The following is a 16,464-nucleotide window of genomic DNA, read 5'->3' on the forward strand; positions in this document are numbered from 1 at the left end:
ATGGCTGGCAGCAGAGAAATACGCAATAAGATCAAAAGCGTAAAAAATACGCAGAAGATCACGCGCGCCATGGAAATGGTGGCCGCCTCCAAAATGCGCAAAGCACAGGAGCGCATGAAAAAAGCGCGTCCCTACGGCGATAAGATTCGTAACGTTGCCGCGCATATGAGCCGTGCTTACACTGAATACCATCATCCATTTCTGGTGGAGCGCGACACCGTAAAACGGATCGGTATTGTTGTGGTTACGTCCGATAAAGGTTTGTGCGGTGGGCTCAACACGAACGTGTTGCGTATGGCTGTGAGCAAAATGAAGGCATGGGAAGCGGAAGGTGAGCAGATCGAGGCGTGCTGTATCGGTAACAAGGGTCTCGGTTTTATGAACCGGCTTGGTGCCAACGTCATTTCGTACGTTGTAAGCTTGGGAGATACGCCGGATCTGGAAAAGCTGATTGGCGCGGTAAGAGTTATCCTGGATGGCTACACTCAGGATCGCTTCGATCGTGTTTATATTTTTTACACGCGTTTCATCAATACGATGAAACAGGAGCCGGTAATGGAGCAATTGCTCCCGCTTTCCGACGAACGTCTCAAGTCCGGGGACGGTCCTACCGGGCAACGCGGCGTATGGGATTATATCTACGAGCCCGAAGCCAAGCCGGTCATTGACGATATCATGGTGCGATACGTCGAGGCGCTGATTTACCAGGCGTTGACCGAAAACATGGCATCCGAGCAATCGGCGCGCATGGTGGCGATGAAGGCCGCGTCGGATAATGCCAGTAATGTGATCGATGAATTGACGCTGATTTACAATAAATCACGTCAGGCTGCCATTACCAAGGAATTGTCCGAAATCGTCGGTGGCGCGGCAGCCGTTTAAATATTTTGATTTGCATTTAGGGAACAACATGAACCAGGGAAAAATTGTTCAGTGTATCGGTGCGGTGGTTGACGTCGAATTTTCACGGGAAGAAATGCCAAAAGTGTATGACGCACTGGTGCTGGAAGGCACGGAGTTAACACTCGAAGTGCAGCAGCAGTTAGGCGACGGTATTGTGCGTACGATCGCACTCGGGTCTTCAGACGGGCTGCGCCGTGGCATGATGGTAACGAATACCGGTGACCAGATTCAGGTGCCGGTGGGCACGAAGACTTTAGGCCGGATCATGGACGTTCTGGGAAAGCCGATTGACGAAATGGGACCCATCGGTGCGGAAAAGGCCATGTCGATACACCGGAAAGCACCGGCGTTTGACGAGCTTGCCGCATCCACCGAATTACTCGAAACGGGTATCAAGGTTATCGATCTGGTCTGCCCCTTCGCCAAAGGCGGCAAGGTTGGCCTGTTTGGTGGCGCGGGCGTGGGCAAGACCGTTAACATGATGGAATTGATTCGCAATATCGCCATCGAGCACAGTGGTTTTTCGGTATTTGCAGGTGTGGGCGAACGGACCCGCGAAGGCAACGATTTTTACCACGAAATGAAAGACTCCAACGTGCTGGACAAGGTGGCGCTGGTGTACGGGCAAATGAATGAGCCACCCGGCAACCGGTTGCGCGTGGCGCTGACAGGCTTGACCATGGCTGAATTTTTCCGTGACGAAGGCCGTGACGTGCTGCTGTTCGTCGATAATATCTACCGCTTTACCCTGGCGGGCACCGAAGTATCGGCGTTGCTGGGCCGGATGCCATCCGCAGTGGGCTACCAACCGACCCTGGCCGAGGAAATGGGCCGTCTGCAGGAGCGCATCACCTCCACCAAGTCGGGTTCCATTACGTCGATTCAGGCTGTCTATGTGCCTGCGGACGATTTGACCGACCCATCGCCTGCCACGACCTTCGGCCACCTGGATGCAACCGTGGTGTTATCCCGCGATATTGCTTCGCTGGGAATATATCCGGCGGTGGATCCGCTCGATTCCACTTCACGCCAGCTTGATCCGCTGGTGGTTGGCGAAGAGCATTACAATACCGCGCGTGACGTGCAGCAGACGCTGCAGCGCTACAAGGAGTTGCGTGACATCATTGCCATTCTGGGGATGGATGAATTATCCCCCGAAGATAAGCTGGCTGTGGCAAGAGCGCGCAAGATTCAGCGCTTCCTATCGCAACCTTTTAATGTGGCGGAAGTATTCACCGGCTCTCCGGGCAAATATGTATCGCTGAAGGAAACTATTAAAGGTTTCAAAGGCATCGTTGCCGGAGATTATGACCATTTGCCGGAACAGGCATTCTATATGGTCGGGGGCATAGACGAAGCGGTCGAGAAAGCCAAGACCCTGCAATAGAAAGGAAAAGGGTTATTCATGAAGCTGGCTTCATGAATATATATGTCTCTATACGATTTCGGCAGGATGGGTGAAGCGAAGCGTAACCCATCATCGGATTGCATTTTCACGCTGAAAATGGTTTACCGGCATACAATGTAAGCCAGCCGATCAAATGATGAACAGAAGGTAAAATGGGCATTTTTCACGTTGATATTGTCAGTGCCGAGGAATCCATTTATTCCGGTCCCGCAGAGTTCCTGGTGGCTCCGGCGGAGGCGGGAGAAGTGGGTATTTATCCGCAACACACCCCGATGCTGACCCGGATCAAGCCCGGGGCAGTACGCATCAAAGCGCCGTTGAAGGAAGAAGAGCTTGTCTATGTCTCGGGCGGCTTGCTGGAAATCCAGCCGGACGTGGTGACCATCCTGGCCGACACTGCTATACGTGGGGCAAATCTCGACGAGACAAAAGCAATCGAAGCCAAGAAACGGGCGGAAGAGGCCATGCAGGACCGTATCTCCGCAATGGATTATGCACAGGCGCAGGCTGAACTAGGCGAAGCGGTAGCGCAATTGGCGGCGATCCAGAAGCTGAGAAAACGTAAGCACTGATCCAGCAGCATGTGCGAGTTCCGGCAAAGGCGGCGATAGCCGCCTTTTTTATTCCTGGGAATAAGCCCCAACGTTTGGAAAAGTTGGGGTTATTGACACGGTAGTGAAATAGAACCGACGTATATTAAAATCCCATCAAAGCGGTTGCGGTAAGGTCACGCCAATTTATGCAAAAAGATGCAGCACTTGGATTTTGAGCGCGCAATGTGATAAATTAGCGTCATCCTTTCCAGGACCGAAACGTTTATAGTTATTTGTTCGCCGGGAAAATACCATGGTTTCGTCATTCCGGCCTGATCTGGAATCCAGCCAAAACCGGTAACGGTGTACTTTGCATCTCGTTGGATGCCGGCTTTCGCTGACATGACGCTTATACTGTTTGCTCGCTGGATCAATAGTATTTCCCTGAACTGTTTACCGTCTGCGACCAATACACAAAATAGTCATGCCTGCTGCTTGCAGCCGGGATTCCTTACTATTCTTAATGTCTAATTTAAATATCGTCATTCTCGCTGCCGGACTCGGCAAGCGCATGCATTCCGCACTGCCCAAGGTTTTACATCCGCTGGCCGGGAAACCCTTGCTCGGACATGTGCTCGATACGGCCCGCTCATTGTCGCCACAGGGCATTTGTGTGGTCTACGGACATGGCGGCGAGGCCGTGCCTCAAGCGATTGGCGACGAGGGCCTTACCTGGGTGCAACAGACGCCGCAACTGGGCACCGGCCATGCGCTGATGCAAGCGCTGCCGCACCTGGACAACACCGGCATGACACTCGTGTTGTACGGCGATGTGCCGCTGACCAGCATCGAAACCCTGAGGAGGTTGATCGCAACGGCGGAGTCGAAAAGTTTCGCCCTGCTGACGGTAGAGCTGGCTGATCCCGCCGGCTATGGGAGAATTGTTCGGGATGATGAAACGGGTGGAATCGTTGCCATCGTCGAAGAGAAGGACGCCAGCAAAGCCCAGCGGCAAATCCGCGAGATCAATACCGGCATCATGGTGATTCCAAATCTATATCTCCACGGCTGGCTGCATAAGCTGGAAAACAAGAATGCGCAAAAGGAGTATTACCTGACCGATATTGTGGCGATGGCGGTCAAGGATGGCGTCAAGGTGCAAGCAGCCCAGCCCGCGTACGATTGGGAAACGACCGGCGTTAATAGCAAGACGCACCTGACCGCGCTTGAGCGTATTTACCAGAGTGAGTACGCAAAAAAACTGCTGGATCAAGGAGTGACACTGGCCGATATGTCTCGCATCGATATTCGCGGTCAACTCGACTGCGGCAGGGATGTGGAGATCGACATCAATTGCATTTTTGAGGGCCATGTACAGCTGGCCGACGGCGTGAAAGTCGGCGCTCACACTATCCTGAAAAATGTCAAAGTTGCGGCGGGCTCGGCGATCGCCCCCTTCAGCCTGATCGAGTCCGCCGAAATCGGAAAGGATTGCCGCATTGGTCCTTACGCCCGCATCCGTCCTGGAACAAGGCTTGCCAACGAAGTGCATATCGGTAATTTCGTCGAGGTCAAAAATAGCACCATCGCCGCCGGCAGCAAGGCGAATCATCTGAGTTACATCGGCGACTCCATAGTGGGCAAGAATGTCAACATCGGTGCCGGGACGATTACCTGCAACTACGATGGCGCCAACAAATACCAGACCATCATCGAGGACGACGTTTTCGTCGGCTCCGATACGCAACTGGTCGCGCCGGTGAGAGTGGCGCAAGGCTCGACCATTGGCGCAGGTTCGACCATCACCAAAGATACACCGCCGGAGACACTGACGTTGTCACGCGCCAAACAGATGAGTGTCGATGGATGGAAGCGGCCCGTAAAAAAACCGAAGGGCGACAAATGAAATGTGGAACAGCAAAACTTTCTCAATCTTGTAACTCCCCGGAACGAAACAGAGAGGAAATTGATCAATGTGCGGAATAGTCGGTGCGGTAGCCAGAAATAACATTGTTCCGGCCCTGCTGGAAGGTTTGCGGCGTCTCGAATACCGGGGTTACGATTCCGCCGGGCTCGCGCTGATGAATGGCGGATTGCACCGATTGCGCACCACCGGGCGGGTCGCCGAACTCAGCAAGCTGGCGGACGAGCAGGATTTTCACGGCGAGATCGGCATCGCCCACACCCGTTGGGCGACTCACGGCGCACCTTCCGAGCGCAACGCCCACCCTCATTTTTCCGGTGAAATCTCGAAAGTGGCGGTCGTGCACAACGGCATCATCGAAAATCATGAACTCCTGCGGCAACGGTTACAGAGCTTGGGATTTCAATTCACTTCTGACACCGACACCGAAGTTATCGCTCATCTCATTACATTTAATCTGAGGGAAACCTCCGATCTTTTCGAGGCGGTGTGCCGTTCCGTAGACGAATTGCAAGGTGCCTATGCCATCGCCGTGATGGAAGAAGCGCATCCAGAGCGTATCGTTGTTTCTCGCAACGGCGCACCGCTGTTATTGGGATTAAGCGAATCCGGCAACTATGCGGCCTCCGACGCCTCCGCCTTGTTGCAGGTGACGAAGCAGATGATCTACCTGGAAGAAGGCGATGTGGCCGAGCTGCGCCGCGACAGCTACCGGATTGTCAGCCTCCACAATGGTACGCGCAAGGAAGTGATTCGCCCCGTCCATGAAAGCGAGCTGACCAACGAGGCGGTGGATATGGGACCTTATGCCCATTTCATGCAGAAGGAAATATTCGAACAGCCGGGTGTCGTGGCGAATACGCTGGAAATGGTGCTCAATGCACACTCTATCTCTCCCCGCCTGTTTGGCAGCGAAGCGGAGGATATCTTCAAAACCACCGACAGCATTCTGATACTCGCCTGCGGTACCAGCTACCACGCGGGCTTGGTTGCGCGCTACTGGCTGGAAACGCTGGCAGGGTTGACCTGCAATGTCGAGATTGCCAGCGAATACCGCTACCGTGACCCGGTTGCCAGCCCCAACGCGCTGGTGGTGGGGATTTCCCAATCGGGGGAGACAGCGGATACGCTGGCCGCGCTCAGCTACGCCCGATCCCTCGGGCATCGCCACAGCCTTGCCATCTGCAATGTGGCGGAAAGCGCCCTGGTGCGGCAGACCGATCTGCGCTTTCTCACCCGCGCCGGCCCGGAGATTGGCGTCGCCTCCACCAAGGCATTCACCACCCAGTTGGCGGCGCTGATGCTGCTTGCCATGACGTTGGCAAAACTGCGCGGCAAGTTATCCGATGAGGGCGAACGCGAGATCATTGCCGCGCTGCGGCACCTGCCCGTCGCGCTGCAACATGCGCTGCAAGTGGAACCGCAGGTCAAGATCTGGGCAGAAGGATTTGCCCAAAAACGTCATGCCTTGTTTCTCGGACGCGGCGTACACTACCCCATCGCCATGGAAGGCGCGCTCAAGCTCAAGGAAATTTCCTACATCCACGCCGAAGCCTACGCCGCCGGGGAATTGAAGCATGGTCCGCTCGCACTGGTGGACAAGGATATGCCGGTGGTCGCCATTGCGCCCAATGACGCGCTGTTGGAAAAACTCAAATCCAATCTGCAGGAAGTCCGTGCGCGCGGTGGTGAACTCTACGTTTTCGCCGATGCCGATTCCCACATTCAGGAAAGCGAAGGCGTGCATATCATCCGCCTGGCGGAACATGCCGGGTCGCTCAGCCCCATCCTTCATACCATCCCCCTGCAATTGCTGGCTTATCATGTTGCGCTACAAAAGGGTACCGACGTGGATAAACCACGTAATCTGGCTAAATCCGTAACGGTGGAATAACAGATGAAAGTTTGAATCACGCCCGTTGCGCGCTTGATATCGTTTGGGTGGGGCATTAAAGTGTCGCGGGCCTCGTCGAGTTAGATCCAACGCTGCTGACGATACCAGTTCACAGCATCCCGTGTCGATTCTTCCACGGGCCGTGGCTTCAAACCCAGTTCGGCAAAGGTTTCTGAAGCATCGAAGTGCATGGAACGTTTTGTAAGTCGCACGCCCGTGACAGTCGTCATAGGCATCCGATGCGAGATGTGGTCGGCCCACAATTCACTAAACCAGCCAACGGCCAGTGCCACCGGATAGGGAATAATCCATTGTGGTGCCGAACGATTCACGATATCTCCAAGAACTTGAAGCCACTCGATCAATCGATAGTTGTGTCCGCCGAGCAAATACCGAATACCCGGTCGACCCCGTTGCATCGCACGCACCAATCCGTCAGCAGCGTCGCGAACATCAATCAGATTTAATTTGCAATCAAGATATGCTGGAATCTTTCCCTGACAGAATGCAACTGCCAGGCGAGTTGGAGGCGTTTGCTTTCGATCTCCAGGTCCGATGGGTAATGTGGGACTGCATACGATTATCGGGGCACCGGCATCGGCAAGCTTGAACATCGCTTGTTCAGCACGGAATTTGCTCAAGCAGTAGGGTCCGATCATGTCTTCTTCGCGAAAGCGCACAGACTCGACGGCTTCGCCACAGGATTGATCAGAGGTGAGAATGCTTTCGGTACTTACATATAACGCTCGACTTACTCCGCTGTCGAGGGCGGCATGCATGACATTGAGCGTACCAACATGATTGATTTGGTCAAATTCATAGCGATTGCGACGCCAAAGATTGGGATCAGCAGCCAAGTGATAGACACGGTCGCAGCCGCGCATGATATTGCGCATCGCACCTGAGTCACGAATATCTGCTCGAACAAGTTCAATGCGCTCAAGGGGCAAGTGCCCTACCATCGTAGAGGGATGCTCAAGCACCCGCACGAGTTCATTGTTGTTGAGTAATTGTTGGACGAGATGTGACCCGATAAACCCCGCCCCCCCTGTCACCAAATTCAATTCAATTCAACACTCCATTCGGAAGTGACATCACGAGGTGGTGAAGATGCGCTCGTGTCTGAACGAGCCGTTCGCGAGAGATTCGATCAACCAGATTGATAACGGCGTTATTGATTGGACAAGGAAAGTAGCCTGCAAGCCGAATAAGGTGCCCGTTGTAAGCATCAATTTCCGTGTAACCGCTTCCCATATCCGGACTCATGGAGCAATATGTTCCACGCAACGAAGGGCGGAAAAACAGTCCCATGAGTCTGGGCAGGAGCGGGGTTTGCAATATGCGCATGACCGTGTCGGGATGGAACGGGCCGATCTTTTCCAGCTTGAGGCCGGCGTGACGCAGGATAGAATAATTTTCCCGCAACAAGGCGAAGAACAGTTTTTGCGTGAGAGGATCGATGAGCAATTCCGCATTGTCAACGCCCGCGCTTGCCGCCAGCGGCGAAATAGCGGCGTTGTACATCAGTTTTGTCGATTTAAATGGCCCAATATCCGCGACGCACTCGACTGGAAATAGTTTGCCTTTGGCAAAGACGGAGACGAGCGCGTTGATGCATTCACGTTCGCCGCTGCTTACTTTGCGCCGTGGTCCAATGTGTAGTGCCCCGGCGCGTGTGATGCGAGCACTGAGGCGATTGTTAGGGCATTCGGAAACGAATGAAGCAATGGCTTCCGCAGGGTGACTACATTGTTCAAGTGTTCTGTCGTAGCCATTTTGAATGGGGAAAACCAGTGTTTGAGTATTCGCAAGGCGCTGCAGGATGGCAGCGTTGTCGAATGTTTTTGTGCATAGCAATACCACCTTGTCCATGGGAGGCACCCACTCATCAAAGTGGACAAAGTGCACGCCTTGAATGGGCTGACCATCAAGCGTCATTTCCTTGCGGCATCCAGCGGCAACCTTTTCAGGGTTTGACTCAATCATCGTCACATCCCAGCCAGCCCGCACAAGACATGCCGCTGCGGCAATGCCAATGCCTCCGGCGCCAATAATATGAGCTGATGATTTCATAGTTGAGAGTGTCGCCTCATTGAGGTGGATAGTCCAGTATTTTCCACCATTTCAATTTTGAGTTTATATCCAGCATCACTGAGATCAATAACTGCGCATGAGGTACTGGAGCACGGTAGCACCCGGGATGAGAGTACCCGGGACAGATCACAGTTATTGATCTTGCCTATTTTCGCAAGATTTATGCATTTTGTGGCGTGTGCTTCATTCATACCGCAGCGCTTCCACCGGTTTCAACGCCGCCGCCTTTCTCGCCGGATAAAACCCGAAAAATATCCCCACCGCTGAGGCGAAAGCAAATGCCAGTGCGACCATCCCGAACGTGATCACCACCACCATATCCGTCGCCTGACTCACGGCCCAGGCACCGCCGATGCCAATGGCAACGCCTATGAGTCCACCCATGATGCAGATGACCAGCGCCTCCAGCAGAAATTGAGTGAGAATGGCGCGGCGGTTGGCGCCGATGGCCATGCGGATGCCGATTTCGCGGGTACGCTCGGTTACCGACACCAGCATGATATTCATGATGCCGATGCCGCCTACCAGCAATGATATGGATGCGATGGAGCCCAGCATGATGGACATGACTTTGGCTGCACCCGTTGCCACGGCGGCGAGCGCGGCCATGTTACGTACGGTGAAATCGTTTTCCGTTCCCTCGGCAAGACGATGGCGCTGGCGCAACAACTGGTTAATTTCGGTTTCGGCTTCATCCATCACTTCGTCCGATCGGCCTTGCACCATTAGAAAACGTATCGTTCCGGGAAACTGGTTGCCAAAAATCTGACTTTGTCCGGTGGCGATGGGAATAAACACGGCGTCATCCTGGTCGCGTCCGTCCAGGCTTTGTCCTTTAGGGGCGAGGACGCCCGCGACCAGAAAAGGACTGTTTTTGATACGAATAGTCTTTCCCGTTGGGTCTTCATCGCCGAAGAGGTTTTTCGCGGTCAATTGCCCTAGCACTACGACGCGCGCGGCGGAACGCAAATCGGCCTCGGTAAATAATGCACCGCTTTCCGCAGGCCAGTCACGCACCTTGAAATAATCCGGCGTGACGCCCGTGACAGAGGTACTCCAGTTATTTGCGCCATAATTAAGTTGCGCCGTACCGGTGATGAGCGGCGCCGTTGCCTTGATCGAAGGCAGATGAGCGATGGCTTGCGCATCGCCCATCGTCAGGGTTTGCACGCTGCCGGCGCCGGAACGCAGCGCGCCTGAAGAGGTGGCGCCGGGTACGACGATGAAAAGATTGCTGCCCATCGAGCTGATAGCCTGATTCACCGTGGTTTGCGCACCCTGGCCCACAGCGAGCATCAATACCACCGCTGCCACGCCGATGATCATGCCGAGCATGGTCAGGCCGGTGCGCAGGCGATTGAGCCGCAGCGCCCGCAGTGCTTCGCCGATGATTGCGAGAAGACTCATGCGGGCACCGCGCCATCATGCACGATGCGCCCGTCCTGCAACCGAACCAACCGCCGGGTGCAGGCGGCTATGTCGTCTTCGTGAGTGACAAGCACAATCGTAATACCCTGCTCGCGATTGAGCTGCTCGAAAATCGCCATGATTTCACGGCTGGTCTGGGTGTCGAGATTGCCGGTGGGCTCATCCGCAAGGATCAGTTGCGGATTGTTGACCAGCGCGCGGCTGATCGCCACGCGTTGCTGCTGTCCGCCGGATAGCTGATTGGGTTGATACGCGGCAAAATTCCCCAGGCCGGTCTGACGCAAGAGTTCCAGCGCGCGCTTGCGGCTTTCCGAGCGGGTCGCCCCGGCATAGAGTAGCGGAGTGGCGACGTTATCCAGCGCCGTCATGCGTTTAAGCAGGTTGAAACCCTGAAACACGAAACCGATGTTGTGATTACGCACGCGCGCGAGTTCATCGTCCGAAAGCGATGCGATATCGCGTCCATCGAGCCAATAGTGCCCGCTGGTAGGCGTGTCCAGGCAGCCAAGTATATTCATGAGCGTGGATTTGCCGGAACCGGAATGCCCCATGATGGCGACGAATTCTCCTCGTTCAATAGTCAGGTTCACATCGAACAGCACTTGGCTATTGATCGTTCCGCCTCCTTTAACCCCGCTATCCAGGCTGTAAATCTTGCAAAGATTCTCCACCTTGAGCAGCGTTTCACCGGCAACGTGGTGTTCGAGGAGGGACATCAGAACATTCTGAACCTGAGTTTACTGCCGGACTTGTCCTTGTCGGCGACCTCACGAATGATCAGTTTATCGCCGGGCTTGATTGCGTCTCCCAGGATTTCGGTGAAACTGTTATCGGCAATGCCGGTTTTGATACTGACGGGGACGGCTTTGCCTTCTTCCAGCCGATAAACCATTTGCCTGCCTGGCTGCCTGGCGGCTGGCGTCACGGCATCCGAGTCGTTCTCGGCTGGCTTATAGCGCAATGCCGCATTGGGAATCCGCAGTACGTCTTTTTTCTGATTGACGGTAAAGCGTACATTGGCGGTCATGCCGGGGAGCAGTACCCCTTCGTCATTTTCCACCGCTACGACCACATTGTATGACACCACATTCTGCTGGATAGTGGGATTGAGACGCACCTGTTTTACCGTACCGGTGAATTCACGCTCCTGAAAAGCATCGACGGTAAAGTTGACCACTTGGCCGAGATGCAGCTGGCCGATGTCCGCTTCCGCCACACTGGTGTCAATCTGCATCTGGCGCAGATCCTTGGCAATCTGGAACAAGACGGGCGTCTGGAAGCTTGCTGCCACCGTCTGGCCGATATCCACATTGCGCGCAATGACTACGCCGGAAATGGGTGAACGGATCACACTGTAATTGAGATTGGTACGATCGCGCGCAAGCTGTGCTTCACTGACCGCAAGCTGGGCGCGAGCGCCCTCGAGTATTTGTTCGACTGCGTCCAGGGCATCGGGGGAAATAAAGCCCTGTTCCACCAGGGCACGGTTACGGGTCATCTTGTTATTGGCCAGCTTCAACGCCGTTCGGGCGTTTATTACATTAGCTTCCGACTGCCGCAATTGGGCCTGAAACAGCGATGGATCGAGTTCTACCAGTATTTGCCCCTCTTCGACCGTGTCGTTGAAATCCGCGTAAAGCTTGTATACCGTCCCTGATACCTGGGTGCCGACATTAACCAGCACAACGGGGTTGAGGGTACCGTTGGCGGAGATATTCTGTACAATATCGCCGCGGTCCACTGTCTGGGTTTTGTAGCGTTCCTGATTGGAGCCGGGTTTCGTTTGCCAGTACCAAAAACCAATCAAGGCTGATAGCAGTGCCACGATGAGGACAAGCAGCCTGGCGCGGGGGAAAGATGTCATACGTAACTCAGGAGTATCCGGTGCCAGGGTGGGGAAAAATGAAAGCCGAATGTTACCTGAGTGCGCGGTGTTTAGAAATCATCCTGTAAGCGAGAATGGCCTGTCGAGCCTCATTTCTCTTTCTTTTGCGCCTCGGCCAGGACGCGCAATTCTTTGAGGCGCGCCTCCGCGCTGGATTTCTGGTAGAAGTCGCCATCGTCACCTTTCAACGCGATCTGCAGCTGTTCGATAGCGGCATGGACGTTGCCTTGACGCGTATAGACCTCCGCTTGCGCGCGGTGCTGCATCATCATGTCCCCGAGCGCACCGTAGCTTTGTGCCTGCAGCTGGTAAAGACGTATGTCGTTGGGCATATACTGCAATTGCTGGTTAACAAACTTGAGCGCAGCATCGGCGCTATTGGCGCGCAGCAGCGCGTCGGTGTAGTCGTAGATTAATGCCCGGTGCTGTGGATAGGTTCGTAGCGCGGCTTCATAAATATCGAGCGCTTCCGCGGTTTGTCCCATGGCGAGTTTAACTCGTGCCGCAAGGGTTTCGATCATGGCGCTTGGCTGTAATGATTTACGTGTAATCTGGATCGTGGTACCGAGGCGGTGATTTTCCGGCGTTTTGTCCATACTGGTGTAATGATTCGATGCGCGGTGCGGCCGATATATTCGTGGGTCGGTTTTGTAAATATCGAGCGCTTCCGCGGGTTGCCCCACGGCGAGCCGGGCACGCTCCGCAAGTGTCTCGATCATGTCGCTCGACAGCGGTGTTTTATAGGTATTCTGGGGAGCCACGGTCAAATGGTGATTCTCCAAGGCCTCATCGGCGTCGGACTGCAAGTTTTCATACAGTTGCATTAATTCTTTGTCCGCGCGCAAGAATTTTCTGTCTCGCAACAAAGCACTGATCAGTCCATAGCGCTCGACAGCTTCAGTGCTATAACGCTTCTCCCGCAAAGCGGAGTCAAAGAATTCAACCGCCTCGCCGGGAGTACCCATAGTGGCTCGCAGCTTGGCTCGTACCAGCTGGAAATCGAGACTGTCGGGAACCTGGCGGTAAGGCAAACTATGCGTGCGGTTATCAATATCCGCGATTCGCTCATAAGTAATGGGGTGGGTGCGCAGGTATGAAGGTGCGCCATTCTCACGGAATCTTCCAGCCGTCTGTAAACGTTCGAAAAATTCTGACATCCCGCGTGGGTCAAGACCGGCGCTAATCAGTATATTCAGGCCGATACGATCGGCCTCTTTTTCGTGGTCACGGGTGAAATCCAGCTGTGACTGAATTTGGCGGGCCTGCGAGCCAATCAGAACGGCTTGCGCCGCCTGCGGGTTTGTGCGCGAAGCCAGAACCGCCAATGCGACTGCCGCCAGAGAGGTTAGAATGCTGTATCGCTGTCCGGCAATCATGCGCGCGAGGTGTTTCTGGGTCACGTGCGCGATTTCATGCGCCATTACGCCAGCCAGCTCCGATTCACTTTGCGCGGTCAGAATAAGGCCGGTATTGAAGCCCATAAAGCCGCCGGGCAGTGCAAACGCATTGATCATCGGATCTTTTATCGCAAAGAACTCGAACTCCTGGTCGGGACGCGACTCACGTGAGTTCAGAAGCAAACGGTTCCCGAGATGGGTGAGATAACCGGCGACTTCGGCATCGTCAAGATAACTGGGGTCTGCGCGAATTTCGCGCATGATCCGCAGTCCGAGTTCACGCTCTTCCTGTGGCGAAAAAGTCGCCTGGGATGCATCGCCGAGATCAGGTAGCCCCGCGGCAAAAATATTGACCGGGAACAGTAGCGGTAAAGCCACCATCAAATAGCGAAATTTCATGAGGATAAGATAACCGTATCCGGATGAAGTTCCAACGTGCGTCGGTACTTGGCAGGGAACACGAGGGGACTGTGCGTGGGTGCAAAGCTACAACATAATCAGAGAAGGACGTTAATGCCGAAACCAGGCGATCCGTATTCCTTCCATAATCTCGCTGACGCCAGCATTCGTACAAGGTATGGGGTTTTAAATTGCTGTCTCGCCTATCTCGCCGGTACGGATTCTCACCACCTGTTCTATGCTTGTGACGAAAATCTTGCCATCCCCAATCTTGCCGGTGCGCGCAACGTTAACGATGGTATCGATAACGCCGTCCACCAGTGCTTCAGGCACCACTATTTCAATTTTTATCTTCGGCAGAAAATCCACCACATATTCCGCGCCTCGATAGAGTTCGGTGTGGCCTTTTTGCCTGCCGAATCCCTTGATTTCAGTGATGGTTAATCCACTCACGCCGGCTTCATTGAGCGCTTCGCATACTTCGTCGAGCTTGAAAGGTTTGATAATAGCCTCGATTTTCTTCATGTTGCGTTTCTCATGATACGTTACCCTGGTTGTCCTGAGTTAACTTAGGTTAACTTAGTCGGATGTGTTTTTTATAACGAATTACCGTCGTGTTTATAGCAGCGGTGTGTGGTAGCCCTCCGCCGTATTTGGAAGCTGATTATACGGGGTTCTGGAATTTTAAATCCCGCTTGATTGCCGATTGTCCATAGGTGATTAAAACTCATCCTGATATTTTGACGTAATCGGATAACGCCAATCCTTGCCGAAACCGCGCTGGGTGATTCGGATACCGGGCGGGCTCTGGCGGCGTTTATATTCATTCAGGCGGATCAGGTGCACCACGCGCCGCACGTCCGCTTCGGCATAGTTCATTTCCAGGATTTCCCGCAACGACAAATTGTGCTCCATATACGCTTCAACGATGCCGTCGAGTACGTCGTAAGGCGGCAGGCTGTCCTGATCGGTCTGGTCCGGACGCAACTCGGCCGAAGGCGCGCGGCTGATGACGCGTTCGGGGATCACGTGGCCCAGCGTATTGCGGTAGTGGCAAAGCCGGTACACCAGGGTTTTGGTGATATCCTTCAGCACCGCGAAGCCGCCCGCCATATCGCCATAAAGCGTACAGTAGCCTACGGCTATTTCGGATTTGTTGCCGGTCGTGAGCACAATGGAACCGTATTTGTTGGATAACGCCATCAGTAAATTGCCGCGTATACGTGCTTGTAGATTTTCCTCCGTGGTATCGGGGCAATTATGACTAGGCGGCTCCGGGAACCCCTTTGCCAGCGTATCAAGGAATTCGTTAAACACCGGCTGGATGGAAAGTTCGCTGTAGCGCACACTTAATGTCCTGGCCATCGTGCGCGCATCCAGTAAGCTGATATCGGCGGTAAAGGGTGATGGCATCATGACCGCTTCCACCCTGTCGGCACCCAGCGCATCCACCGCGACCGCCAGCGTGAGCGCCGAATCCACGCCGCCGGAAAGCCCCAGCAGCACGCCCGGTATGCCATTCTTTCCCACATAATCCTTGAGGCCAAGACACAATGCCTGATAAACGGTTGCTTCCAGCGTTTGCGACGCTGTGATTTCCCCGTGCACGGGAGCACCGTCTTGCAATTCGATCAAGCCAAGGGTTTCCGTGAGCGTATTGAATTGATGCGTCAGCTCACCTCTGCCATTCATTGCAAAGGAAGCGCCATCGAATATCAGTTCATCCTGTGCGCCTACCAGATTGGCATAAATCATGGACATTCCCGTTTCGCTGGTGCGCTGACGCACAATCTGGTGGCGCAAGGCTTGTTTGTGCATGTGATAAGGAGAAGCATTGAGCACTATCAGCACGTCGGCTCCTGCCTTTCTGGCGCGGGTGGCTGTATTTCCGTGCCAGATATCCTGACAGATGTTGACGCCGAATCTTATCCCTTCCAGTTCAAACAGACAGGAATCGGAACCTGGTTCGAAATAACGCCGCTCGTCGAACACAGAGTCATTGGGAAGCAGATTCTTGTGATAGGTGGCGATAATTTTGCCGTCGCGTATCACCGAGGCTGCATTATAGAGTTTGTTATCCGCGAGATGCGGATGCCCTACCAGTAGCGTTACACTACTTATTTCTTTGGCCAGGTCTGCAAGCGCTTGTTCACATGCGAGCTGGAATCCGTGGCGCAGGAGAAGATCTTCCGGTGGGTAGCCCGACAGTGCCAGCTCGGGTGTGACAACTAACCCGGCTCCGGCACTTTTAGCCAGATTGGCGTAATCGAGTATTTTGCGGATATTGCCGCCAAGGTCGCCGACTGTACAATTAATCTGGGCAATGGCGAGCTTCATGATAAGGCAGGGTTAATGGGCACTATCTCTGCGTTGCTGGCAGGAGGTTGTCAGGTTAGCTGTGCTAACCTGACCTGGAACCTGGGATAATACCAGAATGAATCCTCCTTCGCGGACCGCAAGACTGCTCCCGGCATGGCTGGTATGCTGGCGGGGACCATGAAAATGTGCTTGAATGTGAAAATCGACATTCAGCGCGATGCGCTTTGCTTATTGGCACTCTACCACTCTGCGGTGATCCCGGCACGTGCGTGAAAATTCT

At 54.2% G+C, this 16,464-nt stretch carries 13 protein-coding genes; 5 read left to right on the plus strand and 8 right to left on the minus strand.

Features of this window, described 5'->3' with window-relative positions:
• The 5 genes from atpG (at position 1) to glmS (ending at position 6,662) form a co-directional block, all read left to right on the plus strand.
• Complete coding sequence (gene atpG, locus BLO43_RS08960) at positions 1-882, plus strand: F0F1 ATP synthase subunit gamma (RefSeq protein ID WP_074630431.1); 882 nt, start codon at positions 1-3, stop codon at positions 880-882.
• A 28-nt stretch (positions 883-910) separates the two neighbouring features.
• Positions 911-2,290 (plus strand): F0F1 ATP synthase subunit beta, encoded by a 1,380-nt coding sequence (gene atpD / locus BLO43_RS08965; RefSeq protein WP_074634063.1) that lies wholly within the window; start codon positions 911-913, stop codon positions 2,288-2,290.
• A gap of 173 nt (positions 2,291-2,463) precedes the next feature.
• Positions 2,464-2,883, plus strand: a complete 420-nt coding sequence (locus BLO43_RS08970) for a F0F1 ATP synthase subunit epsilon (protein ID WP_090906780.1) — start codon at positions 2,464-2,466, stop codon at positions 2,881-2,883.
• A 484-nt stretch (positions 2,884-3,367) separates the two neighbouring features.
• Positions 3,368-4,750 (plus strand): bifunctional UDP-N-acetylglucosamine diphosphorylase/glucosamine-1-phosphate N-acetyltransferase GlmU, encoded by a 1,383-nt coding sequence (gene glmU, locus BLO43_RS08980; RefSeq protein WP_090906782.1) that lies wholly within the window; start codon positions 3,368-3,370, stop codon positions 4,748-4,750.
• A 67-nt stretch (positions 4,751-4,817) separates the two neighbouring features.
• On the plus strand, positions 4,818-6,662 hold the full coding sequence (gene glmS / locus BLO43_RS08985) for a glutamine--fructose-6-phosphate transaminase (isomerizing) (RefSeq protein WP_090906783.1): 1,845 nt from the start codon (positions 4,818-4,820) through the stop codon (positions 6,660-6,662).
• Between the two features lie 80 nt (positions 6,663-6,742).
• On the opposite strand, the gene BLO43_RS08990 is transcribed toward glmS, so the two are convergent.
• The 8 genes from BLO43_RS08990 to BLO43_RS09025 all read right to left on the minus strand — a co-directional run bounded on the left by BLO43_RS08990 (position 6,743) and on the right by BLO43_RS09025 (position 16,202).
• Positions 6,743-7,717 (minus strand): NAD-dependent epimerase/dehydratase family protein, encoded by a 975-nt coding sequence (locus BLO43_RS08990; protein WP_254773413.1) that lies wholly within the window; start codon positions 7,715-7,717, stop codon positions 6,743-6,745.
• A gap of 10 nt (positions 7,718-7,727) precedes the next feature.
• Positions 7,728-8,735 carry a ketopantoate reductase family protein gene (locus BLO43_RS16770; RefSeq protein ID WP_090906784.1) on the minus strand — a complete coding sequence of 336 codons (1,008 nt, stop codon included), beginning with the start codon at positions 8,733-8,735 and terminating at the stop codon, positions 7,728-7,730.
• A 204-nt stretch (positions 8,736-8,939) separates the two neighbouring features.
• Positions 8,940-10,163, minus strand: a complete 1,224-nt coding sequence (locus BLO43_RS09000) for an ABC transporter permease (RefSeq protein WP_074630420.1) — start codon at positions 10,161-10,163, stop codon at positions 8,940-8,942.
• Positions 10,160-10,900: an ABC transporter ATP-binding protein gene (locus tag BLO43_RS09005; RefSeq protein WP_090906785.1), complete on the minus strand. Its 741-nt coding sequence runs from the start codon at positions 10,898-10,900 to the stop codon at positions 10,160-10,162. Before BLO43_RS09005 ends, BLO43_RS09000 begins: the two co-directional genes overlap by 4 nt.
• Positions 10,900-12,048 carry an efflux RND transporter periplasmic adaptor subunit gene (locus tag BLO43_RS09010; RefSeq protein ID WP_090906786.1) on the minus strand — a complete coding sequence of 383 codons (1,149 nt, stop codon included), beginning with the start codon at positions 12,046-12,048 and terminating at the stop codon, positions 10,900-10,902. Before BLO43_RS09010 ends, BLO43_RS09005 begins: the two co-directional genes overlap by 1 nt.
• Before the next feature lie 110 nt (positions 12,049-12,158).
• Complete coding sequence (locus BLO43_RS09015; protein ID WP_090906787.1) at positions 12,159-13,865, minus strand: M48 family metalloprotease; 1,707 nt, start codon at positions 13,863-13,865, stop codon at positions 12,159-12,161.
• A 186-nt stretch (positions 13,866-14,051) separates the two neighbouring features.
• The gene (locus BLO43_RS09020) at positions 14,052-14,390 is read right to left on the minus strand and encodes a P-II family nitrogen regulator (protein ID WP_074630416.1); all 339 of its coding nucleotides are present in this window, start codon (positions 14,388-14,390) and stop codon (positions 14,052-14,054) included.
• Positions 14,391-14,585: 195 nt separating this feature from the next.
• The gene (locus tag BLO43_RS09025) at positions 14,586-16,202 is read right to left on the minus strand and encodes an NAD+ synthase (protein WP_090906788.1); all 1,617 of its coding nucleotides are present in this window, start codon (positions 16,200-16,202) and stop codon (positions 14,586-14,588) included.
• Between the last annotated feature and the right edge of the window lie 262 nt (positions 16,203-16,464).

Origin of the sequence: Nitrosospira sp. Nsp13 (genome assembly GCF_900101945.1) — a bacterium.
Classification (GTDB): domain Bacteria; phylum Pseudomonadota; class Gammaproteobacteria; order Burkholderiales; family Nitrosomonadaceae; genus Nitrosospira; species Nitrosospira multiformis_D.